Here is a 22,263-nt window from a genome sequence, read left to right on the forward strand (position 1 = left end):
CTGGATTTTAAACGCCTTCGTATATTTGACCATAAAAAACACCCCATAAAAGTTGGATTTTCATGTCCAACTTTTATGGGGCAGTTCATCTATGACCCGGTCAGCTTTTTGGTAGGGATATATCGTCGACAGGTTCCTCCAGTCGTTCGATTAAGATTTGATCAATCCGTCGACCGTCCAAGTCGACGACTTCAAAACGGTAGCCGTCGCTCGTGACATGACTTCCCCGGACCGGAAATTCGCCGAGCAGATATAAGACTAGTCCAGCCACCGTATGATACGTATTTTTTGCTTCGCCCGGTAAATCTGTTTTGATACCAAGAACACGCTTTAGGTCATCAATATGCAACAATCCATCCGCCAGGTAAGATCCATCCGTACGTTGCACCAGTTCCGGCTCCTCTTCAACAGTTGTAATTTCACCGACAAATGCTTCGAGAATATCAAACAGCGTAATCATCCCCAAAAAGCCGCCATACTCGTCGAGCACAAAGGCAATCGAAACCGTTTCTTTTCGCATTCGTTCGAGCAGGACGGTCGCTTGCAATTGTTTCGGGACAATGAGCGGTGTATGAATCATCGACTCGATCACAGCAATCGGTTGCTCGGCAGCCAGGATTTCCTTCGCATCGATGTATCCGACAAAGTGATCCAAATCACCGTGACCGACGGGAAGATTCCGGTGTTTTGCAGTCCGTAAATCTGCTAAGATTTGTTCCGGTGAGTCCGTTAAGTCAATCCATTCCGTTACCGTACGCGGTTCCATTAATTCATACGCTAACTGATCATGAAAGGCAAATACCCGAGAGACCTGTTCTGCTTCTGACATGGCGAACGTTCCTTCTTTCGTCCCGCGAATCAGTAATTGTTTGACCTCATCTTCCGTCTCGTCTTCCGTTTGAAGACGATCAAGTCCGATCATCCGAAAAATAACACTTGTTGATTTACTTAAGATGAAGATAAACGGTCTTAAAATACTCGAGAATAAGCGCATCGGTTGTGCCAAGACCATCGTGACACGCTCCGGACTGACAAGGGCGATCCGTTTCGGGACCAGTTCACCGACAACCAGCGATAAATAGGTGATGATGGTGACGACCACGATATAGCCGACCGTACTGGCATAAGGAGCCAGCCATGAAAAGCCCGACAGCCAGCTAATCAAAGGGGCGGATAATGCAGCACCGCCAAATGCTCCGTTGATGATGCCAATCAAGGTTATACCGACTTGAACCGTCGATAGTAAATCTGTTGGACGTTCTAAAAAGTCCAGTGCGACTTGAGCCGATTTTTTTCCTTCATCGGCATATTGCTGTAGTTTTGATTTCTTCGAAGATAACAAGGCGAGCTCTGTCATCGCGAACACACCGTTTGCTAAAATCAACAGCAGGACAATCATTAAATTAATCAACCACATCAAGCATTCACTCCTTTTCGATAACAAACTATTCCCCAAACTGGCCTCTATCATTCCCATTCGTCACGGTTTCCGTTAAACTATTAATGTATCAGCAGATAAAGGGGGAAATTAGCATGGAATACCGTTTAGAACACGACACGATGGGGGAAATTCGTGTCCCGGAAACACAAGAATGGGGAGCACAAACACAACGGAGCCTGGAAAACTTTAAGATTGGAACAGAAAAAATGCCGATTGAAATCATTCGGGCATTTGCGGTTCTCAAAAAAGGGGCGGCTTTAGCCAATCGTGATTTAGGTGTCCTGGATCAAGAGAAAGCCGAAGTGATTGCTGAAGTATGTGACGAAATCATCGCCGGACAATTCGACGCAGAATTTCCACTGGTCGTTTGGCAAACCGGATCAGGTACACAGTCGAACATGAACGTCAATGAAGTCGTCGCACGGGTCGCGACACGAAAACTTGCCGAACGGGGAAGCAAGCAAGTCATTCATCCGAATGACGATGTCAACAAATCACAGAGTTCGAACGATACATATCCGACCGCGATGCATATCGCAGCGAAAACGATTGTCATCGATCAACTGTTACCAGCGATTGATGCCATCCATGCGACGCTCGATGAGAAAGCAAAAGCCTTCTCAGACATCGTCAAAATTGGACGGACACATTTACAGGACGCAACACCAATCACACTGGGACAAGAAGTCAGTGGTTGGGTCCGTATGTTACAGCTTTCGAAAAAGATGATTGAGTTGACGTTAGAGCCATTGACGGAGCTAGCCATTGGCGGGACTGCAGTTGGAACCGGAATCAATGCCCATCCAGAATTCGGAGACCGGGCGGCTGAAAAAATGAGTCAAGAAACCGGGAAATCATTCGTCAGCGCAGAAAATAAGTTCCATGCCTTAACAAGTCATGATCAACTTGTCTTTTCCCATGGCGCCATCAAGGCCCTGGCGATGGATGCGATGAAAATCGCCAATGATGTCCGCTGGTTGGCATCGGGTCCCCGTGCGGGAATTGGTGAAATCACGATACCGGAAAATGAACCGGGAAGTTCAATCATGCCTGGAAAGGTCAACCCGACACAAAGTGAAGCGCTGACAATGGTTGCCGCTCAAGTTCTCGGGAATGATGCGACAATCGGTTTTGCAGCAAGCCAAGGGAACTTTGAATTAAATGTCTTTAAACCGGTCATCATGTATAACTACATCCAATCGGTTCGTTTATTAACGGACGCTCTTCAGTCCTTTAATGACCATTGTGCGATCGGAATCGAGCCGGAACGGACGGTCATTGCCGAGAACGTCGAACGGTCGCTGATGCTTGTCACGGCACTGAATCCGCATATCGGCTATGAAAATGCAGCTCGGATTGCTAAAGCTGCTCATAAAGAGGGTACAACTTTAAAAGAGGCTGCGCTTGCAACCGGTTTGTTGACAGAAGAACAGTATGACCAGTGGATCGTTCCAGCAGAGATGGTCCATCCTAACCTAAAGGCATAATCGAAAACGAGGGTCCTCCCTCGTTTTCTTTTCAGTCGAACGGATGATTTCGGCTGTATAGAAAGAGAGGGAAGACTTGTGGAAACAACAAAAAAACAAATTGAAAAACAAATCGATCAAACGATTCTCATGGTCGAACGCTTACTCCGGATGGATTCTGTTCCAAAATCGGAGTTGCTTGTTTTCGCACAGTGGCTTAACCGGTTTAGCGAACACGATCAAGCAGAATTTTTCGAACGGCAGACTGCTCGCTGGGTGAGTGAGTTGGACAGTGTGGTAGAAGAAGTGCCGCATGAACAGATCGTGACACTACTCGCACCGGTCATCGATCATCTATCAGAACGGGGACGGAAAAAAGTCGTCCGGAAAGAAATGATTCTTTCGGTCACAAAACGGTTTTTAGATAATATTCAGTGGAAAAAAGCACTGGAACAAGAACGATACATGACCCGTTTCTTTGGATCCATCGAAGATACATTGGAAGTCGGATACGATTTGCATGTCGATGCGATGTTGATCGACTACGAAATCATCCGAATGACGAATGACGCATTGATTGTGAAGTTGTTTAAAAAATTAGAAGCATCGTTTATTCCCCTGATTTTGATTGGTCCAAATGACCCGGGTGTCCGTCAAGCTTGTTATGCGCTCGGGACAGACGACTATTGGGATGAAACCGTCGGAATCGATGAACGTAAAATTCGTCTGAAGCGTTTGCTCCGAAAACTCCGGACAGTTTCTTCGTCGATGTTAGTCGATGAATTGACAGGAGCCTTTAACCGGAAATACCTCCAAAATGCTTACCGGAGACGGACATCCCGGTTAGAACGTGATGGTCAATTGTTTGCCCTTGCCATCTTTGATTTAGATCACTTTAAACGGATCAATGATTCACATGGTCATCCAACGGGGGATCTTGTGTTGACCGAACTGGCTGCCTTGACGAAACAAGCTCTTCGACAAGACGACGAATTGATTCGTTTTGGTGGAGAAGAATTCATGGTGTTGTTTAGTGCGGATGATTCGAATCATGCTACAGAAATGATGGAGAAAGTTCGGGCACGGATTGAACGTCATACATTTCCAAATGGATTGAAAGTGACGGTTTCCATCGGATTAACAGTCATTGATGATGTAATGCTGGATTTGGAGGAAATGACATCGGAAGCGGACGAAGCGCTGTATCAAGCCAAGCGAAATGGGAGAAATCAGGTTATCGTCTATGCAATGGCAACTGCCAAAGAGAAAGTGAAAGCCGTCATTAAAATCGAAAAGTCGATTCTTCCATCTCTTTCGCTGATGGAAATCCCGAGCCATCCGAAATATGATTTTGATCTCGTGGCGGACAATCAAAAAACAGTTGGCGCGATTCAATTGTATGTCATGCCGCTTGAAGAACTGGCAGCATCAAATTTTAAGCTTGTCGATGAATGGAAGCAGACACGTGACCAAATCATTGACGTGATTGCGATTGCCGGCGAAGAAAATCAATTGCTTGGTCAAGCGCTTGAACGAGGCGTTACGGATTATTGTTTGTCTCCTCTCGATCCACATCAATTAGAAGAGCAAATTCGACAATGGGTGATTCGTCTTCCGTAACGGCAGTATACTAAAAAGACACCTCGACTTTATAGAAGTCGAGGTGTCTTTTGAAAACAAAAGAATGTTAACGGAGAGGACGATCAAACTGTTTGATCGTAAAAGCTTCTGAATGTTGTGGATCAACCGGATGAAACATCTCGGACAAACAAACGAAGTCAACCGGGATCTCGGGATAATAAACATCCCCTTCAATGATGGCATCGATTTCCGTCGCATAAATCCGCTTGGTAAGTGGCAGTGTTTGTTGGAACAGTTCACCACCGCCAATCAAAAAGACTTCCTCTTCCGACTCCGCGAAAGCAGCCAGTCCGTCTAAATCATGCCAGATGGTGATTCCTTCTGAATGGAAATTTGGATCACGCGTAATGACAATATTTTCGCGACCCGGTAATGGACGTCCGATTGACAGAAATGTTTTTCGGCCCATGATGACCGGTTTGCCGTAAGTCGTTTTCTTGAAATGGGCCAAATCAGCAGGGAGATGCCAGGGCATCTCGTTATCCCGACCAATGACCCGGTTTTTTGTATAGGCAACGATATGCGAAATCATACGGCGACGACTCCTTTAATATGCGGATCGGGATCATATCCTTCAATGATGATATCGTCAAACGTAAAATCTTCAATACGTTCCACTTCCCGGGCAAAACGAATCGTCGGCAAAGGTTTTGGATTCCGGCTCAATTGGAGATTGACTTGATCCAAGTGATTCGAATAAATATGGGCATCACCTAAAGTATGAACAAAATCGCCGACCTCAAGTTTACACACATGGGCAATCATATGGGTCAATAAGGCATAAGAAGCAATATTGAACGGTACACCCAAGAAGACATCTGCTGACCGCTGATAAAGCTGACAAGATAGTTTTCCGTCCGCCACATAAAATTGGAACAGCAAATGGCAAGGCGGTAAAGCCATTTCTTCCAATTGACCAGGATTCCAAGCGCTGACAATTAAACGACGCGAGTCCGGATTCACTTTGATCTGTTCAATGACATCTGCTAATTGATCGACTGTCGTGCCGTCCGGTTTAGGGAAAGAACGCCACTGGGCACCATAGACCGGTCCGAGATTGCCATCTTCGTCCGCCCACTCATTCCAGATGCGGACTCCATGTTCTTGCAGGTAGGAGATGTTGGTTTCACCGGAGATAAACCAAATCAATTCATGAATGATGGACTTCATATGTAACTTTTTCGTCGTTATCATCGGAAAACCATCCTGTAAAGGGAACCGCATTTGATGACCAAAAATACTGATGGTCCCGGTTCCCGTCCGATCTTCTTTTTTGATGCCGTTCGTTAAGATTTCCTGACAAAGTTGATGATACTGTTTCATGAATAATGTCCCCCTATTAAAGCTATCTTCCTATTGTAGCCGAACATCCTGGATTGAATCAACTGTTGGAAGAAGTTGGAAGGTGAAGCCGGAACAAGTGACTGAACAGGCCAAACAACGGTACGATATCCCGCCAGCCAAGGCGTCCGTCTTGTCGCGCCCGTATTCTGTGTAACATGAACAGCTGTAAAATATAAAACATCACCAAATCGACAGTCATCGTCCGAACGAATTGATTTGTCATGAAATAGACTTGGAAAATAGACCAGTCTGAACGTGCTAAAGCTAACCAGATGATGACGGCTGACAGAACAGCTAGCAGTGCGACAACGTAAGGGATGAACTTCTGACGTCGAAACGGCAAAAACGTTTGACGCGGGATGGCGAGAGCTAGATACGGCATGAGGATAAATGATCCTAACGCAAATGCGCCAAAACTTGCTAACATCGGTGAAGGTTTTAAGAACCGTTTTTCATCTAAAAAGAGCATGAAAAAGGCGGCTGGATAGATGCCAAGTAATGTAAATAAACTGAGTGCAGACGTATCGAACTGGCTTTGATCAAACCGTAAAAAGGACAAAAGAAAACCGGAAGGAAAAACTCTGTTATTCCCAAATAGTAGAATGAAGACAATGGCAACAGCCCAGACTAGAAACAATAAATAACGACGGTACATGTTGGTACGCCTCCTCTCTTAAATCATTTTCCTCTATCGGAAAAATTCAAACGTAAAACGCTAGTTCCAGTATACCGGAATCCGGATAAGGGAATCCTCTTGTACTGGTTACAATATTCGTGATACGCTAACGATGAAATAAATGGAAGCGCTTTATTGAAAAGTGCAATCGCTTGCATAAATTGTTCACAAGAGGAGTCGATCAATCATATGGAACGAAAATGGTGGCATGACAGTGTAGTCTATCAAATTTATCCGCGTAGTTTTAAGGATTCCAATGGAGACGGAATTGGAGATCTTGTCGGTATCATTGAAAAATTGGATTACTTAAAAGAACTTGGAATTGATGTCATTTGGCTGAGCCCTGTCTACGACTCACCAAACGATGACAATGGATATGATATTCGGGATTATGAAGCCATCATGGCCGAGTTTGGAACGATGGCGGACTTTGATCGTCTACTCGATCAGGCGCATGAGCGGGGCATCAAAATCGTAATGGATCTCGTAGTCAACCATTCCTCGGACGAACATGCCTGGTTTGCCGAGTCACGGAAAAGCAAGGACAACCCGTATCGCGATTATTACATTTGGAGAAGTGCCAACGAAGACGGTACGTTGCCGAACAACTGGGGATCGATTTTTTCCGGACCGGCTTGGGAATTAGATGAAACGACAAACGAATATTTTTTGCATCTGTTTTCTAAAAAACAGCCCGACCTCAACTGGGAAAATGAAAAACTCCGTCAAGAAGTGTATCAGATGATCACCCGCTGGTTGGATCGCGGGATTGACGGCTTCCGGATGGACGTCATCAATTTAATCTCGAAGACATCCGGTCTTCCGGATGCGACGGTTCCTCCCGGTGCTCTATATGGAGACGGCGGACAACATTATATTAATGGACCAAGAATTCATGAATTTTTAACAGAGATGAATGATGCATCGTTTGGTCAGTATGATGTATTGACGGTCGGGGAAATGCCAGGAGCGACGACCGAAGATGCGATCCTGTATACGGATCCGGAACGGAAAGAAGTCAACATGGTCTTTACATTTGAACATATGGACTTGGATTCCGGTCCAGGAGGCAAATGGGATGTCCAACCGTTCAATCTTCAAAAGCTAAAAGAAAACTTTACGAAGTGGCAAGTTGCCTTACATGAGAAAGGCTGGAACTCGTTGTACTGGAATAACCATGATCAGCCGCGGGTCGTCAGTCGATTCGGAGACGATACGACGTATCGTGTTGAATCCGCTAAAATGTTAGCGACATTGCTTCACATGTTAAAAGGAACACCTTACATTTACCAAGGGGAAGAAATCGGCATGACGAACGTTGCCTTTGAATCGATTGAGGAATATGAGGATATCGAAATCCGCAATATGTGGAAAGAGCGGACCGAGCAGGGGGCTTCACCGGCAGAGTTATTGCGTGCTATCCACATCAAGGGGCGGGATAATGCCCGGACACCGATTCAATGGGATGCGACCGAGCACGGCGGTTTTACGACAGGAACACCCTGGTTGAAGGTCAATCCGAATTATCCATCCATTAACGTCGAACAGGCCTTAGCAGATTCTGATTCAATCTTCTATTACTATAAACAGCTGATTGCGTTACGTCATCAGCACGATTTAATCGTATACGGCGAATATGCGTTGATTTTAGAAGATGAGACCGATATCTATGCCTATACAAGAACATATGAAAATGAAACATGGTACGTTTACTGCTCATTCAGTAAAGACAAAGTAACCGTTCCACTTTCACACGATACCTCTGATTCAGTCATCGGAAATTACAACGACTCTCCGTTGGTCTCGAAAGAAGAGTTGGTCCTTCGGCCATATGAAGCAATCGTCTACCGAATATTCCGGTAAAAAAGAACAGCATGTAAACAAGGAAAAAAACAAGGATGGCGGACATGAAATCCGCCATCCTTGTTTTTGGTTGTTGAAGTCCGTTCTTTCGATTAAAGAAAAGTCACGAACTTCTACTCTAAGTAAAATACACGACATTCAAGAGGTCGCTTTGACGACTTGTTTAATCGTATCGATAATCTGCTGTTGCTCATCTTTAGTTGTTTCGAGTCGTATGCCATACAAACGCTGGGAATCGAGCCATTTTTCATGCAAAATCCGTCCGTTCAGCTTCAATGGTTCGAGACCACGTATAAGAGAAAATTCGACGACAATCGACATCGAACGGTCAATCGGCAGCTTCAGCGGTGTTGCAATCGCCATGCCACTAGGTGAGATATTATGAATATTCATCGATCCAATCGGCGTCCGTTGTCCACCTTTGACAAGATAAAATTCACCAGCAACCGGTTCATCAAAATGAAACCGGAAAGATTCGTTGCGTTTGATCTTCAAGATGAACACCTCCTGATTTCCATTATCCGTTAAAAGAGGACAATCTTCTAGCGAAATGTTGAAAATCAGGAAGGTGATTGTATCAAGCTGCTAAATCTTTAGATGGAGTGGTCGGGTGAATCCTTTTAGCAAGATACATGAAAGGAGTGGCGACCCAGGCAATGACGAATTTAGCGAGATAAGTGGTAATGAAAATCTGCCACCAAATATCAAATGGTAAGTTGTGAAAGGCAATCGCACAAAACGTCAACGTATCAATCAATTGGCTGAGGACAGTCGATCCGGTTGTCCGTAACCAAAGTTTCTTTTCCCCCGTCTTTTGACGGATCTTTGAATAGATAAAGACATCAAACAATTGTGATACCAGGTAGGCAGACAAACTACCAAGCGCAATCCAAGGAAGTAAACCAAATAACAGGTTCAAAGAACTCGACATGTCTTTCGCCAGGGTGTCATTAAGTGGTGTGTACAATAAGCTGTATTGCATCAATAACGTTGTCGTGATCAATGAGAAAAATCCCATGTAGACGCCTTGCCGCGCTACTTTTTTTCCGTACTTTTCATTTAAGATGTCGGTAGCCAAATAACAACTTCCGTATACGACGTTCCCTAGTGTGAAAATATAAGAATAAAGTTCAACTTGTTGTGTGACTTGGATATTGGCAATAATCGTTGCGATGGCAATCCACATCATCAAACCGGTTTTACCAAACAGACGATAACTGAGTAATAACAATCCCATCGTAAGTAAGATGGAAGGAAACCATAACCATTCGTTCATGTGAGAACTCCTTTCTGAATCATACAATCCAAAATTTTACGCTTTTTTTGAATCGATGTCAAAAAAACCGACGCCTGATTGCGTCGGTCGAGCCTCAAGGGCGTTGTAAGGAATATCGTTTACGACGACCCTTACTAAAATAATCGTCTTGTTTGACGAATCCGTTTGTCTTCAAAATCTGAGAAGCGATCTCTTGATGGGGAGACGTCGGTAAGACACGGGCACGTACTTCGTAAAGAGACAATACGTTTGATTGCTCAAGTGCCTGTTGTACTGCCTTTGTTCCAAAACCGCGACCGCTGTATGGGTCGAATATCATCAAATCAAGTTGGAAATAATGTCCCATTTTTAATAAGAGTACACGACCAATCAGTTGTTCGTCGACAAGAAGATCAAAGTAGAAATCTTCGGAATAACTGTGTTCAACAGAATCAAAAGCGCGCTCGGCCCCGAGCTCATGGTCGTATCCTTGAATTTCCTGACGAGATAATCCGTAAGCCTGTTCGCCGTACTTTAAAAAATGTTCGAATTCAGTCTGATCTACATGACGTAGTGTTCGACGTTTTAAATCCATGACGGTGTCCTCCTCTGATCGCAATTCACTCTGCTCATTTATTATAGCGACTTCAGGAAACAAATTGCAAAAGATAGCTGGAGAAGTAAGGAACGGTAGGAAAGCGAAAAAGTAAGTTGTAAACGGATTGTGATTGTTTCAATTCGTGATGAATATGGTAAAGTAATGATGTAGACATCTGGATGCTGGAAGGGGTTGGAAAATGTGTTCACAGAACGGGATGGAATCAAATTACGCTTAGAACAAATCGAACGCTTATATTCTGATTTGAATCGGGAAGCGAAACAATTGACGGAGCGGTTACGCCAACTTGACGAACAAGGGGACGAAGTCCGTCATGATCTTGCATTAAATAAAGAAGATCGCGATCACTTGAAATCAAGTATCGATGAGACGTTGCAGGCCTTGTTACAACGGACGACTGTTGATGCCAAAGTCGAGCAGGAAAAACAAGAAGATTTAATTTCTAAAAAAGCCCTCATCGAAGATATCGAAGGGTTATTGAAGAAAAAGAAATAAGCTGGCGCAGGCTAGCTTATTTTTTTCTGGGAGTGAAACGGATTGGACAAACAAAAAGTCGTATTGACGACGTGCTTAAGGCCCACAGATGAAGTCAGGACCAGATTACAGCGACTTTATGAAATGGAGCAAACCATTGACTTCGATGTCATCGAGCGAAAAAAAATAGGACTGCAGGCACTTCACGAGCAGTATCAGCGTCCCATTCTTGTCGTGGATAAAAACCGATTGGAATATTATCCGCAAGATGCGGACAGCTCTTTTTTCTTTCATCCGTCCAGTGCGGTTTTTCGAATCAAACAATTTGACCGGAATGGTCATGATCCATTGATTACAATCGCCCGATTGCAAAAGGGGATGACAGTTCTTGATTGTACGTTAGGCTTAGGAGCGGATGCAATCGTCATGAGTCACGCAGTCGGACAGTCTGGTCAAGTTATCGGTTTAGAAAGTAATCCGGTGCCAGCCTTGATCGTACGGGAAGGATTACAACAATGGATCGAAGGATACCAACCAATCATTGATGCGATGCGACAGATTGAAGTTCAGTTGGCGGAACACTTCACGTACCTGAAGCAATGTGCCAGCAAATCAATAGATGTCATTTATTTTGATCCGATGTTTGAAAAAACCGTTTCAGAATCAACGCATCTTGACGGACTGCGACAACTGGCAAACTATGAACCGTTGACCGAACAAGTAGTAGCCGAAGCCAAACGAGTCGCCCGACAAAGAATCGTCTTAAAAGCTCATTTTGAGAGTGAGTTATTTGAACGATACGGATTCGTGCGGACGAAACGAAAATCATCCAAACTGCATTATGGTGTCCTTGAATTATGACGACAAAACCCCTCTGAGTCAGACTCAGAGGGGTTTTACTTATTGGTTGAAATTATTCGACTGCTTCTTTTAATTCTTCTTCCATATCGTCAAATTTCTCTTGAACCGATTCAACCGGTTGTTTCGTCAAGAGACTAACGACAACTGTGAAGAATAAGCTAGTGAAGAACCCAGGTACCATCTCATAGAGTGTCGTACTGAGACCGAGCTGAACCCAAATGATGACGGTGATTGCACCGGATAACATACCGGCGAGTGCACCTTGTTTCGTCATCCGTTTCCAGTAAAGCGAAAGCAGGATGATTGGACCAAAGGCGGAACCAAAACCAGCCCAGGCATAACCGACCAGTGATAAGATCGTGGCTGACGGATTCCAGGCTAAAACGGAACCGATGACAGCGATGACCAGGACGGCAATTCTTCCTGTCAAGACGAGCTGTTTGTCTGTTGCTTTTTTATTTAAGAACGTTTTATAAAAATCTTCTGTTAAAGCACTTGATGTGACGAGCAACTGCGACGAAATCGTCGACATGATAGCGGCTAAAATCGCTGCCATCAGGAATCCTGTGATGTAAGGATGGAATAAGACGTCAGAGAAACGGATGAATACGGTCTCCGGATCGCCCAGTCCATTGCCTTGCCCTTCAAAATAAGCAATCCCGACAAGTCCTGTCATCATGGCACCGAGAATCGAGATAAACATCCAACCAATCCCGATACGGCGTGCTTTTTTCAAATCTTTGACCGAACGAATGGCCATAAAACGAACAATGATGTGCGGTTGTCCGAAATAACCAAGTCCCCAGGCTAGGAATCCGATGATTCCGAGGAATGTTGTGCCTTTTAATGGATCAAACAATGTAGGATCCAGGTTTTCTGCATAGTTGTAGGCACCATCGATGCCACCGACGTCCGTTAAGGCAACGACCGGCACGAGGACAAGGGCGATGAACATGATACAACCCTGGACGAAGTCGGTCCAACTGACTGCGAGAAAACCGCCAAACAGTGTATAGGCGACGACGACCGCAATCGTCAAGAGCATACCATAATGATAATCAAAGCCGAATGAGCTCTGGAACAATTTACCGCCGGATACGATACCAGCTGATGTGTAGAAGGTGAAGAAAACGATAATGACAACTGCAGAAACAGTCCGTAAGACACGTGACGTATCTTTAAAACGATTTTCTAAGAAGTCAGGAATCGTAATTGAATCATTTGCCATTTCCGTATAAAGACGAAAACGTGGCGCTAAAATCAAATAATTTACGTAACAACCAATTAACAGTCCTAAAGCAAGCCATAAAGCAGATACACCAGTTGCGTACATGGCTCCGGGTAATCCCATCAACATCCAGCCACTCATGTCGGATGCTCCGGCGGATAGTGCCGTGACTCCGGGACCTAAGTCTCGACCGCCTAACATATAATCTTCTGTGTTTGTCGTTCGCTTGTAGGCAATGTAACCGATGGCAAGCATCATGACCAGATACAAGCTGATTGAAATCCATTCTTGCGTCATAACAATAAAGCCTCCAATTAATCTTTTTTTGCGCTGTTCGTTCATCTGTCAAAATAAGCACAATCGATTTGTTCCCCACCTTACAGGGTCTAAAACGACAAAGCAAGTCTTCACAATGTCATGAAAAGTGGCTTCAGCCCTCGTCTATCAAGGGGTTGGGACGGTTTTCGTCCCTCTAGAAGTTCTAATTTTCGAAATTCAGTCATGGAAATGTTGTCAAATGGCAAGGTAATCGAAATGAATGGTGTTGTCAAAAAAGGTACAATTAAAAATTTGTCTGTATGAACAAAGCGATTCAAGTGATATAAAAATCACTTGAATCGCGGGTGGGAACGTAACTTAATCTGTAAAGACAATCGCTTGGTAAGCCGTTTGAAGACGGTTAAGTGCTTCGTCCAACTGACTTCGCGGGCATCCGAAATTCAAGCGTTCAAACGTCGAAGCATTTTTTCCAAATGGTTCTCCGTGTGTCAGGGCAAGACCAGCCTGCTTGACTAACCAGTCAGCCCGCTCTTTCGAATTAAAAGGAAGAGCGGCACAGTCAATCCAAAGCAAGAAAGTGGCGTCCGGTGTAACGACGGTGAGACGAGGCATTTCTGTTTGAATTCGTTGTATGGCATGGTTACGGTTCTCTTCAAGGTAAACCAACAACTCCTGTAACCAGCGCTCGCTTTCCGGGTCCTCATAAGCAGCAATGATAGCTGTTGCCGCAAAAGCATTCGGATGCACGAAGTTCGCCTGTTGCACCTGCTCGATTTTAAGACGCAAGTCAGCGTTCGGTACAATCAGATAAGAAGCATAAAGTCCCGGGATATTGAATGTTTTAGATGGAGCACTGACCAGTATTACCTGATCGTAATCAAACGCGATAATCGGATGATGCGTTACATTCGAAAACAGCAAATCGGCATGGATTTCATCCGACAAGACGTAGACACCGTATTGTTTAGCAAGTGCAACCAATCGTTTCAATTCATCGAAGCTGAACACGCGACCGGTCGGGTTATGCGGATTACATAAAATGATCATGCGTGCTGACTTCATCTGTTGTTCGAGCAATGTAAAGTCGATTTCATACCGGTCATTCTGTAAAGCAAGCGGATTTTCGACTAAACGTCGTCCGTTCGCTTCTATAACATGATGGAAAGGGGGATAGACAGGAGTCTGGATGATAATTTCATCATTTTCTTCCGTCAATGCTAATACACTATGTGCGAGTGCGGGAACGACGCCGCTCGAATAGAGGATCGTTGCCGAATCGACCGATTGGTCATAACGTTTGTCAAACCAATGTTGAATGGCATGTTTTGCTTTTTCTTCGAACAGAGAATAGCCAAAGTTGCCGCTTGCAGCCCGTCTTGTCAAAGCTTTCGTTATCGAGTCGGCAGGACGGACATCCATATCTGCAACCCACATCGGAATTAGTTGATCCGATCCGAACAGTTGTTTCAAACCATCCCATTTGGCGGACCCGGTTTGTCTTTTCTCTAAAACTTCATCAAACATATGCTCATTCATTTTGTTCAGTCCTTTCGATATAAACTTAACTATATCTTCACAGTACCGAACAGGTCTCATTTCGGCAAGTTAGAAAAATAGAGGTTTTAAAAAAAGGGCGCATGGGAAAACTCAATATCGTACACAAAAAAAAGGACGGGGTGGATTTTATGTTACATTCAAAAGTGTTAGTAGGACGATCACCAGAAGAACTCGAAGAACGACTTAATCATTTCTTTGAGGAAAATGGTGTCGGTTCAAATTCAATCATCACACTTAAATTCTCGACATTCGTCGCATCGAAAGCGGATGAACATTATTCTGTGTTGATTGTCTTTGATAACTCATTAACTAAAACAGTCCTTTAATGCATCATGAAACAGTTAGGGGGAAGTAAATTTCCCTTAACTGCTTTTTTTGTATTTTCTTGAAAAAGTTGATATTCATTTAGGCTTACGTTATACTAATATTAGAAAAAACAGGCTTCCGTAGGTTAATGGCAGACCTCAGCAATGGTAATGCTGCAGTGCGAGTTCGATTCTCGCCGGAAGCATCAAAATAAACAGGTCTTCCGTCACAAGTCAATCACTTGAACGGAGGACCTGTTTTTGTTTAGAACAGGGACTGATCTTGAAGGAGACATCCATGAATCAATTAAATATTTCGATTGGTAACGAAATTAAGCGGATCCGGCAAGAACGGAATTGGACACAAGCCGAACTGTGCCAGGGAATTTGTAGTCAGGCAGAAATCAGTAAAATCGAGAATGGACGTAATTCACCGACGGTTGATTTATTACAACAACTTGCGGAACGTCTTGAAATACCTGTTTCTTTCCTACTCGAAAATCGAAAGCAGCAAGAAAGTGTAAAAAAAATAGACCATACGTTGCTACAATTAACTCGAGAAGGAAACTATAAACAAATTCTATCATATGATATTACTACTGGTGATAGATTTGATGAGACGACATTATTACTTGAATATTATCGAATCATTAGCGAGTATCGTATAAATAATTATGATTATCGGACAACATCGGTTCAACTTTATCGATTAATTGAACACAATGATATTAAATATAATTATCCGGATTTATACTTAAGAGCAAAGATGGCAATAGCTATATTGTACGCAGAAAATCAGGAATATAGACAAGCTGAAAAGTTGTACAAAGAGTTAGAAGAGACGCATTTTGAATTTAGTAATGAAAAAGTGATCGAACAGCAATTAAAAATTATATATAATCATGCAAAACTACTGTTTAAGATGGGAAACTTTGAAGAGAGTCTGACTACTGCATTAAAAGGTATTCATTCGAGTGTGCTGTTGAGTAATGCTTCTTATATCGCACATCTTTATTATCAAAAGGGAGAAGTGTTAGAAGCACTGAACGGTGATGGTGAAGAAACCTCTCAAAGTTATGTTATCGCATATGAATTATTTAAAGCATTTCACATGACTCGATATGCGAATACTGTTAAAGAAGTAAAACGAAAATTTCTTTTTACCGAATAAAATGAATATTGATTAAAAAAGGGCTGTTTATAAAATGATTCCACTTTCAAATTCGATCGGAAATCAATTAAGGCGAATTCGGCTTGAACAACAACTTACTCAAAAAGAAGTTTGTCAAAATATTTGTAGCCAAGCAGAATTAAGTAAAATTGAACAAGGAAAAGTATCCGCAACGATTGAAACAATTCAAAAAATCGCAAATCGACTAAATGTTTCAATGCTACAATTATTCGAGGAAGACGCACAAGCGGTACTGTTTCAAGAATATGATCAGGGGTGGACACAACTCTTTCGTAATCAAAAATTTGATGCTGTTATTAATTCTGTTAAAGAAACTTTATCTACTCCAATAAATATTAATGTATATCTACTTGCTAAATATTTTGAATTAATCGCATTAGAAGGTAAAAAAAGGTTGGATTATCGATCCTGTATCTCGGAATTATCATTTTTAGCAGATCAAGAAGAAGTATGGTATGAATCACCGTTAATGTATATAAGAATCAAATTAGCAATCGCAAATTACTATTATTTAAATCATCAGTTCGTACATTCTAGAAAGATTTACGAAGCATTACTAGTAATGGATTACAATACAGAAGAATTAAAAAACTTACGGATTAAGATTTTATATAACCATGCCCAACAACTGTTCTTTCAAGAAGACTACCGTGAAGGAATGAAAGTGACGGAAATAGGTATATCTGAAAGCATAGAACGAAAAAATTCTTCTTTTTTAGGACATTTTTTTTATCAACGTGCGAATTTTAAAGAAAAGCTAGAATTTGATGAGATCAAAAAAATAAAAGAAGATTATACGTTGTCATATACTTTATTCACTGCATTTAATTTAGAGCGTTACGTCGAGATTGTTGAAAAAGGAAGAAATGATTATCTGTTATTTAAGTTCTTATAAGGTTACATCAAGGGAGAAAGTTAATGAATTCACTACCTGTATCAATTGGAAATGAAATCAAACGTATTCGTAAGCAAAAGAAAATGACGCAAAAAGAGTTGTGTGAAGGTATATGTAGTCAGGCGGAAATTAGCAAAATTGAAAATGGACGCAATTCACCAACAATTGACTTGTTGCAACAAATTGCCAAACGGTTGCGTATTCCGATGTCGATGTTATTTCGTGATCAATATAAAAGTGAACAATTCCGTGAATGTGACCGACTCCTCAACAGCTTATTCCGAAGCCAACAATTTGATGAGCTAATGAATCAAATTGAACAAATAAGAAGTCAGTCAACAGTCAAGGAAATTCTACTCTTGTTGAAATATTTTGAAATCGTGTGTAATGAGCGCACTAAAAAGGTCGATTTCCGAACAAGTATCTCACAATTAGTTCGTTTAACGGATACGGCAGAAGTTTGGTTTGAATCACCTCAAATGTACCTCCGTATCAAGATGGCGATTGCAAATTTTTACTTTGAAAACAAACAGTTTGTTCATTCAGAAAACGTATATGAAGAAATATTAAATTTAAATTTTGATACGATTGAACTAAAGAAAACCAGAATTAAAATAATGTATAACCATGCCCAACAATTATCATTTCAAAAAAATTATGAAAAGGGGCTAAAAGTAGTAGCGACTGGAATTAAAGAAAGTCTTGCGTTGGACGATGCATCATTTTTAGGGCATTTTTATTTTCAACGCGGCTACTTTACCAAAAAAACCAATGGTGATATCAAAGACGTTAAGAGAGACTTTACACTTTCTTACAGCCTGTTTAAAGCCTTTGAGATGCCGAGCTATGAACAACTTGTCATTGATAGTCACGAAGAATTTTTACTCTACAAATTTTAAAATGTTCCCCCGGCCTTCTCACATGCGGAGAGGGCTTTTTTGACGAGTTCCTCCGCCCGGTCAGGATATTGCTGATGTCCTTCCAGGATAATGGTCTGGACATCTTCAATCCCGAAGAAACGAAGGATATCGAGCATGTAACGAACGGCATGTTCGGAATCAGCTTTATCCGCTGTAGAATAGTCCCCGCCGCGTGAATGCAGCAACAAAACTTGTTTGCCCGTTACTAAGCCGACAGACCCTTCTGCTGTATAACGAAACGTCTGACCTGCTTGTGCAAGATAGTCCATATAATTATGAAGCGGAGCCGGAACGGTCAGATTCCACATCGGGAAAGAAAAAACGACTTTATCCGAGTCGAGAAACCCGGTCAGATATTCTTGTAATTTGTCGAGCGGCACATGTTCATCGGACTCGACGGATTCTCCACGAAATAGTTTGGCGGCAGCAGTGGCGAGACGTAAATCAAAAAACGGTAACCGTTCCTCGAATAAATTGAGTACGACGACTTCATCATCCGGATGATGTGTCCGGTAACTCGCGAGAAACGCTTCGTTCATGTGCGAGCTGATTCCTTTCTTTTGATGGGTACTATCATTTGCTTCAATAAATAACAAACGGCTCATGACATAACACTCCTTTCAATCTTTACTAGTCAAATACCCGATTGAAGACTTCTTTAGACGTGGGAGAATGAAAAGCAAATTGATGGAGGATTTAGGTTTTAATTCCAACTTGATAAGGAAAAGGAAAGGATGAATTGACGGAAAAGAGGGGATGATATGAAGGCGCATAACCGTCCTTCATCAGCAAATCTTCACTATCATCGCGAAGTAAACGCAAATTATCGGCTGTTCGGAATGATTATTTTTGTGCTGACTACTTGCGGTGCCGCTCTGTATGTTTTTTCAAGTAGCATCAGTCAAACTGGGTTGGAGCGGTCTGTCGGATGGCGGGCATTTCTAATTTTTATCGTGGGTGTAGTTCAATTTTTAATTGGAAAAAGTAATCTGACCGATCGATGGAAACCCCATGTGATGTCGAGCGTCTTCTTATTGATACCTTTCATCTACTATCCATACATCGACAATGGAGCACAGACGGTTTGGGCAGCCTCGTTGTTATTTGTCTTGACGTCTCTTGTCGTGATCAATCGGACGATGTTGCTGTATGCGACGGGAATCAGTGTCCTGTCCCTGTTGTATGTCTGGTTAAAAGCACCGACAGGAATCTCGACCTTTAGTTTGACTGATCATATCGCGCGAATTGGATTGATTCTGATTGCTACACTCATCAGTCTGTTGATTCATAGACAATATGTCACGCATTTAGAAAGAAACATCGATTACCTGACACGATTAAAAGAACAAGCTTTCTTCGATCCGGTCACGGAACTGGCGAATCGGTCCTTTTTTGTCATTGAAACGGAGAAAAAAGCAGTTACAGGAGATATCATCTGTCTGATTGACTTGGATGATTTTAAGACAGTTAATGATGCATTCGGTTACCGGACGGGGGATCGGACGCTTCATGTTATCGGCAAGCGGTTGATGACCCGTTTTTCGGACTGCATCGTGGCGAAAGCGAGTGGAAGTGCTTTTTTATTACATGCAACATCTACGCCACCGCATCAACTATGTGATGAGATTTTAGCCAGTATTTCTGAACGTGTTCAGATTGATTTTAAGCAAATCAATGTAACGGCAAGCATCGGGGTTTCGTTCGTCAACGGGGAGTCGATTGATCACGTCATCAATGATGCCGAGATTGCTTTGTTTACGGCAAAGTCAAATCGGAAAAATACGTTTGCGATTACGGATCAGGTAACCCAAAATGAACGCAAACGAGCAATGCAACTGACACGGGATCTGTATGATGCTGATCTTGACCGGGACTTTTTTGTGTTGTTTCAACCACAACTCAGCGCAGCAACTCACCGCATCACGGGTGCTGAAGCACTAGTCCGGTGGAATCATCCGAAATATGGGCTGATTTCGCCACTGGAATTCATTCCGTTGGCAGAACGGACACGATTCATCGAAACACTTGGGGGATGGGTAATGCGTAAAGCCTGCCGGCAAGGACAGCAGTGGTTGGAACAAGGACGAAAACCAATAACGATTGCTGTTAATGTCTCGCCTTGGCAGTTGCGGCAAGAAGACTTTACCGAAAAGGTATTGGAGATTTTACGAACGACCGGTTTTCCGCCTTACTTATTGGAAATTGAAATGACGGAACATATTTTTATCGAAGGAACGGTACAAATCATCAAAACCTTAAATGAATTGCATCTTCACGGGATCCGGATTGCGCTTGACGATTTCGGAACGGGCTTTTCATCGATGCAGACGCTCGTCGAATTACCTTTCGATCAGTTAAAAATTCCGAAAGAGATTGTCCGGGCGGCGATTGACTCGGAAGAAAAACGAGCCATCGTCGAGACAATCATTCAGCTGGGAAGTCGATTGAAGATGACAATTGTCGCGGAAGGAATTGAAGCGATGGTAGAAGCGGAACTTTTGACAGGATTAGGGTGTCAGACGCTTCAAGGCTATTTGTTCCATAAACCATTGGAAGCGTTATCAATTGAACCATTACTCGAGTTAGAAGCCTAATACAAAAGCTCAGCCATTTTCACTTTCGTCACGAGACGTCTGTAGAAAACGGTTGAGCTTTTGCACGTTATAAATAGCGGGCGAAACGCCGTTCGAGCATTTCCTGACCGGCAGCGATGACGGCACAGATTCCCCAGTAAATGAAGGCGATGACAAAATAAACTGTCATGTAGTCGAACTCCCGTCCACCGACAATCTTTGCCCGTTGAAAAATCTCCGGGACTGTAATCATGGCGGCAAGCGAAGAGGCTTTCACCAAATCAAGAAGGACATTTGACAGCGGAGGAATCGCCAGTCGAACAGCCTGAGGCAAGATGATGCCGACGAACACACGGTATCTGGAAAGTCCTAGTGATTGGGCAGCCTCCTGTTGACCACGGTCCACCGACAAAAGGGATGAACGAATGATTTCAGCCATATAGGCAGCGCTGTTCAGACTGAAGCCGGCAATGGCAGCGGTCAAGGCATCCAGTTGAATGTTGATGACCGGTAAACCAAAATAAAACATGAATAATAAGACAAGAATCGGGACACCGCGCATAAATGAAATATAGAGGGTGGCAATCGTCCGTAACAGTCGTGATGTGGATAACCGAGCCAAAGCCAGTAACAAGCCGAGACCAAGGCCGATCACCATACTGAGAATCGAAATCCAAAGAGTATGACTAAGACCACCTAAGATGTAAGGAAACGCTTCTCGTGCTAATTCTGGATTAAAGACGGACCGCCATTCAATTTCAAAGAAGCTGTTCAATTCACGTCAACGAGCGTCGTCTTGATATCCGGCATTTTCGAGACGTCTTTGTTGGCGTAAAATGTTTTCGACAGTTTAGCAAGCGTTCCATCTTTCTTCATCTTGTCGATTTCAGCATTGATGTTCGACTGTAATTCTTTGTTGTCTAAATCCATGATGAGTCCGACTTGACTTGGATTGTAGGCGATATCAGGATGAATCGTAATGTCGAAATCTTTAAAGAAATCGACAGCTAAACTTTGTAAATAGTAATCGTTTAAGATGACATCTGTCCGTCCGTTGGAAACATCACGCAAATATTGATCATTCGTCGCATTATCATAGGTGACTTCTTTTGCACCGAATTTCTTAGCGACTTGCATATAGGTCGTCGTCGCTTCCCCCGCTGCTTTTTTGCCTTTTAAATCTTCCAGAGACTTGATGCCGGACAAATCACTTTTACGGACAATCGCCGTCCCGTACGTATATTTGTATGGTTTAGAGAAGGCGAACTTTCCTTTACGTTCATCGGTAATTGTAATATCATTGGCGGCTAAATCAACTTGACCAGTGTTTACACTCGTCAACATACCGTCAAAAGACATTTCTTTAAATGCCACCTTCAAATCAAGACGTTTAGCAATCTCTTTGACGACTTCGACATCAAAGCCGGTTAATTTATTGCTTTTTTCTTCATGGAATGAGGTCGGATAAAGTGTACCAGCCGTTGCAACTGTCAAGGTTCCTTCTTTTTGAATCTTATCGTATGCGGTCATTTGTTTTTCTTCCTGACCACATGCACTAAGGACCAGGGCAGTTCCTGCAATCAAGAGACCCGTCCATTTCACAGAGTTTTTCATCGTTTCAATTCTCCTTTTCCTAACAAGCACTGATAATTTATTTTCTATTTAAAAGTACCA

22 protein-coding genes and 1 tRNA gene are annotated in these 22,263 nt (G+C 42.8%); 11 read left to right on the top strand and 12 right to left on the bottom strand.

Features of this window, described 5'->3' with window-relative positions:
- Nucleotides 1–100 precede the first annotated feature (100 nt).
- Nucleotides 101–1,417: a hemolysin family protein gene (locus KNP93_RS07775; protein ID WP_214854322.1), complete on the bottom strand. Its 1,317-nt coding sequence runs from the start codon at nt 1,415–1,417 to the stop codon at nt 101–103.
- Between the two features lie 116 nt (nt 1,418–1,533).
- Here KNP93_RS07775 and fumC point away from each other — a divergent pair, with 116 nt between their 5' ends.
- Both fumC and KNP93_RS15870 read left to right on the top strand, forming a co-directional pair.
- A complete protein-coding gene (gene fumC, locus KNP93_RS07780) occupies nt 1,534–2,928 on the top strand; it encodes a class II fumarate hydratase (protein ID WP_214854325.1) in 1,395 nt (464 codons plus the stop codon).
- Nucleotides 2,929–3,006: 78 nt separating this feature from the next.
- The gene (locus KNP93_RS15870) at nt 3,007–4,527 is read left to right on the top strand and encodes a diguanylate cyclase (protein ID WP_131972552.1); all 1,521 of its coding nucleotides are present in this window, start codon (nt 3,007–3,009) and stop codon (nt 4,525–4,527) included.
- A 67-nt stretch (nt 4,528–4,594) separates the two neighbouring features.
- Here the strand turns inward: KNP93_RS15870 and KNP93_RS07790 are convergent, their stop codons facing one another.
- The 3 genes from KNP93_RS07790 to KNP93_RS07800 are packed head-to-tail and all read right to left on the bottom strand — an operon-like array spanning nt 4,595 to nt 6,547.
- Nucleotides 4,595–5,080: a dihydrofolate reductase gene (locus tag KNP93_RS07790; protein ID WP_214854328.1), complete on the bottom strand. Its 486-nt coding sequence runs from the start codon at nt 5,078–5,080 to the stop codon at nt 4,595–4,597.
- Complete coding sequence (locus tag KNP93_RS07795; protein WP_131502500.1) at nt 5,077–5,871, bottom strand: thymidylate synthase; 795 nt, start codon at nt 5,869–5,871, stop codon at nt 5,077–5,079. The genes KNP93_RS07790 and KNP93_RS07795 overlap by 4 nt, the downstream gene beginning before the upstream one ends.
- A gap of 58 nt (nt 5,872–5,929) precedes the next feature.
- Nucleotides 5,930–6,547 (bottom strand): hypothetical protein, encoded by a 618-nt coding sequence (locus KNP93_RS07800; RefSeq protein ID WP_214854331.1) that lies wholly within the window; start codon nt 6,545–6,547, stop codon nt 5,930–5,932.
- A 210-nt stretch (nt 6,548–6,757) separates the two neighbouring features.
- Here KNP93_RS07800 and KNP93_RS07805 point away from each other — a divergent pair, with 210 nt between their 5' ends.
- Complete coding sequence (locus tag KNP93_RS07805; protein WP_214854334.1) at nt 6,758–8,431, top strand: glycoside hydrolase family 13 protein; 1,674 nt, start codon at nt 6,758–6,760, stop codon at nt 8,429–8,431.
- A 138-nt stretch (nt 8,432–8,569) separates the two neighbouring features.
- Here KNP93_RS07805 and KNP93_RS07810 read toward each other — a convergent pair whose 3' ends face one another.
- The 3 genes from KNP93_RS07810 to KNP93_RS07820 form a co-directional block, all read right to left on the bottom strand.
- Nucleotides 8,570–8,926: a PilZ domain-containing protein gene (locus KNP93_RS07810; RefSeq protein ID WP_131502497.1), complete on the bottom strand. Its 357-nt coding sequence runs from the start codon at nt 8,924–8,926 to the stop codon at nt 8,570–8,572.
- A gap of 82 nt (nt 8,927–9,008) precedes the next feature.
- Nucleotides 9,009–9,707, bottom strand: coding sequence for a queuosine precursor transporter (locus KNP93_RS07815; protein WP_131502496.1), 699 nt, complete (start codon nt 9,705–9,707; stop codon nt 9,009–9,011).
- Between the two features lie 94 nt (nt 9,708–9,801).
- Nucleotides 9,802–10,281: a GNAT family N-acetyltransferase gene (locus KNP93_RS07820; RefSeq protein WP_131502495.1), complete on the bottom strand. Its 480-nt coding sequence runs from the start codon at nt 10,279–10,281 to the stop codon at nt 9,802–9,804.
- A 204-nt stretch (nt 10,282–10,485) separates the two neighbouring features.
- On the opposite strand from KNP93_RS07820, the gene KNP93_RS07825 reads away from it, so the two are divergent.
- Together KNP93_RS07825 and KNP93_RS07830 are read left to right on the top strand one after the other, a co-directional pair.
- Nucleotides 10,486–10,800 (top strand): hypothetical protein, encoded by a 315-nt coding sequence (locus KNP93_RS07825; RefSeq protein WP_012370605.1) that lies wholly within the window; start codon nt 10,486–10,488, stop codon nt 10,798–10,800.
- A gap of 123 nt (nt 10,801–10,923) precedes the next feature.
- Nucleotides 10,924–11,640, top strand: a complete 717-nt coding sequence (locus tag KNP93_RS07830) for a class I SAM-dependent methyltransferase (RefSeq protein ID WP_251138719.1) — start codon at nt 10,924–10,926, stop codon at nt 11,638–11,640.
- Nucleotides 11,641–11,692: 52 nt separating this feature from the next.
- On the opposite strand, the gene putP is transcribed toward KNP93_RS07830, so the two are convergent.
- On the bottom strand, nt 11,693–13,165 hold the full coding sequence (gene putP / locus KNP93_RS07835; RefSeq protein WP_214854337.1) for a sodium/proline symporter PutP: 1,473 nt from the start codon (nt 13,163–13,165) through the stop codon (nt 11,693–11,695).
- A 339-nt stretch (nt 13,166–13,504) separates the two neighbouring features.
- A complete protein-coding gene (locus KNP93_RS07840) occupies nt 13,505–14,683 on the bottom strand; it encodes a MalY/PatB family protein (protein ID WP_214854340.1) in 1,179 nt (392 codons plus the stop codon).
- A gap of 149 nt (nt 14,684–14,832) precedes the next feature.
- Here KNP93_RS07840 and KNP93_RS07845 point away from each other — a divergent pair, with 149 nt between their 5' ends.
- From KNP93_RS07845 to KNP93_RS07865, 5 genes are all read left to right on the top strand, one after another.
- Entirely contained in the window at nt 14,833–15,030 is a 198-nt protein-coding gene (locus tag KNP93_RS07845; protein ID WP_014970552.1) for a hypothetical protein, read from the top strand.
- A gap of 114 nt (nt 15,031–15,144) precedes the next feature.
- Nucleotides 15,145–15,215, top strand: a tRNA-Thr gene (locus tag KNP93_RS07850).
- 92 nt (nt 15,216–15,307) lie between these two features.
- Nucleotides 15,308–16,180 carry a helix-turn-helix domain-containing protein gene (locus KNP93_RS07855; RefSeq protein ID WP_214854343.1) on the top strand — a complete coding sequence of 291 codons (873 nt, stop codon included), beginning with the start codon at nt 15,308–15,310 and terminating at the stop codon, nt 16,178–16,180.
- A 34-nt stretch (nt 16,181–16,214) separates the two neighbouring features.
- Complete coding sequence (locus tag KNP93_RS07860) at nt 16,215–17,096, top strand: helix-turn-helix domain-containing protein (protein ID WP_114595616.1); 882 nt, start codon at nt 16,215–16,217, stop codon at nt 17,094–17,096.
- A gap of 23 nt (nt 17,097–17,119) precedes the next feature.
- On the top strand, nt 17,120–17,995 hold the full coding sequence (locus tag KNP93_RS07865) for a helix-turn-helix domain-containing protein (RefSeq protein WP_131503632.1): 876 nt from the start codon (nt 17,120–17,122) through the stop codon (nt 17,993–17,995).
- Here KNP93_RS07865 and KNP93_RS07870 read toward each other — a convergent pair.
- Nucleotides 17,992–18,621, bottom strand: a complete 630-nt coding sequence (locus KNP93_RS07870) for an FMN-dependent NADH-azoreductase (RefSeq protein ID WP_214854346.1) — start codon at nt 18,619–18,621, stop codon at nt 17,992–17,994. The genes KNP93_RS07865 and KNP93_RS07870 overlap by 4 nt on opposite strands.
- A 156-nt stretch (nt 18,622–18,777) precedes the next feature.
- Between KNP93_RS07870 and KNP93_RS07875 the strand changes: the two genes are divergently transcribed.
- Nucleotides 18,778–20,610 carry a putative bifunctional diguanylate cyclase/phosphodiesterase gene (locus tag KNP93_RS07875; protein WP_214854349.1) on the top strand — a complete coding sequence of 611 codons (1,833 nt, stop codon included), beginning with the start codon at nt 18,778–18,780 and terminating at the stop codon, nt 20,608–20,610.
- Between the two features lie 67 nt (nt 20,611–20,677).
- Here the strand turns inward: KNP93_RS07875 and KNP93_RS07880 are convergent, their stop codons facing one another.
- Nucleotides 20,678–21,364 carry an amino acid ABC transporter permease gene (locus KNP93_RS07880; protein ID WP_131503635.1) on the bottom strand — a complete coding sequence of 229 codons (687 nt, stop codon included), beginning with the start codon at nt 21,362–21,364 and terminating at the stop codon, nt 20,678–20,680.
- Nucleotides 21,361–22,203 carry a transporter substrate-binding domain-containing protein gene (locus KNP93_RS07885; protein WP_114596547.1) on the bottom strand — a complete coding sequence of 281 codons (843 nt, stop codon included), beginning with the start codon at nt 22,201–22,203 and terminating at the stop codon, nt 21,361–21,363. The genes KNP93_RS07880 and KNP93_RS07885 overlap by 4 nt, the downstream gene beginning before the upstream one ends.
- Nucleotides 22,204–22,263 lie beyond the last annotated feature (60 nt).

This window comes from Exiguobacterium sp. s166 (genome assembly GCF_018618855.1).
Classification (GTDB): Bacteria; Bacillota; Bacilli; order Exiguobacteriales; family Exiguobacteriaceae; genus Exiguobacterium_A.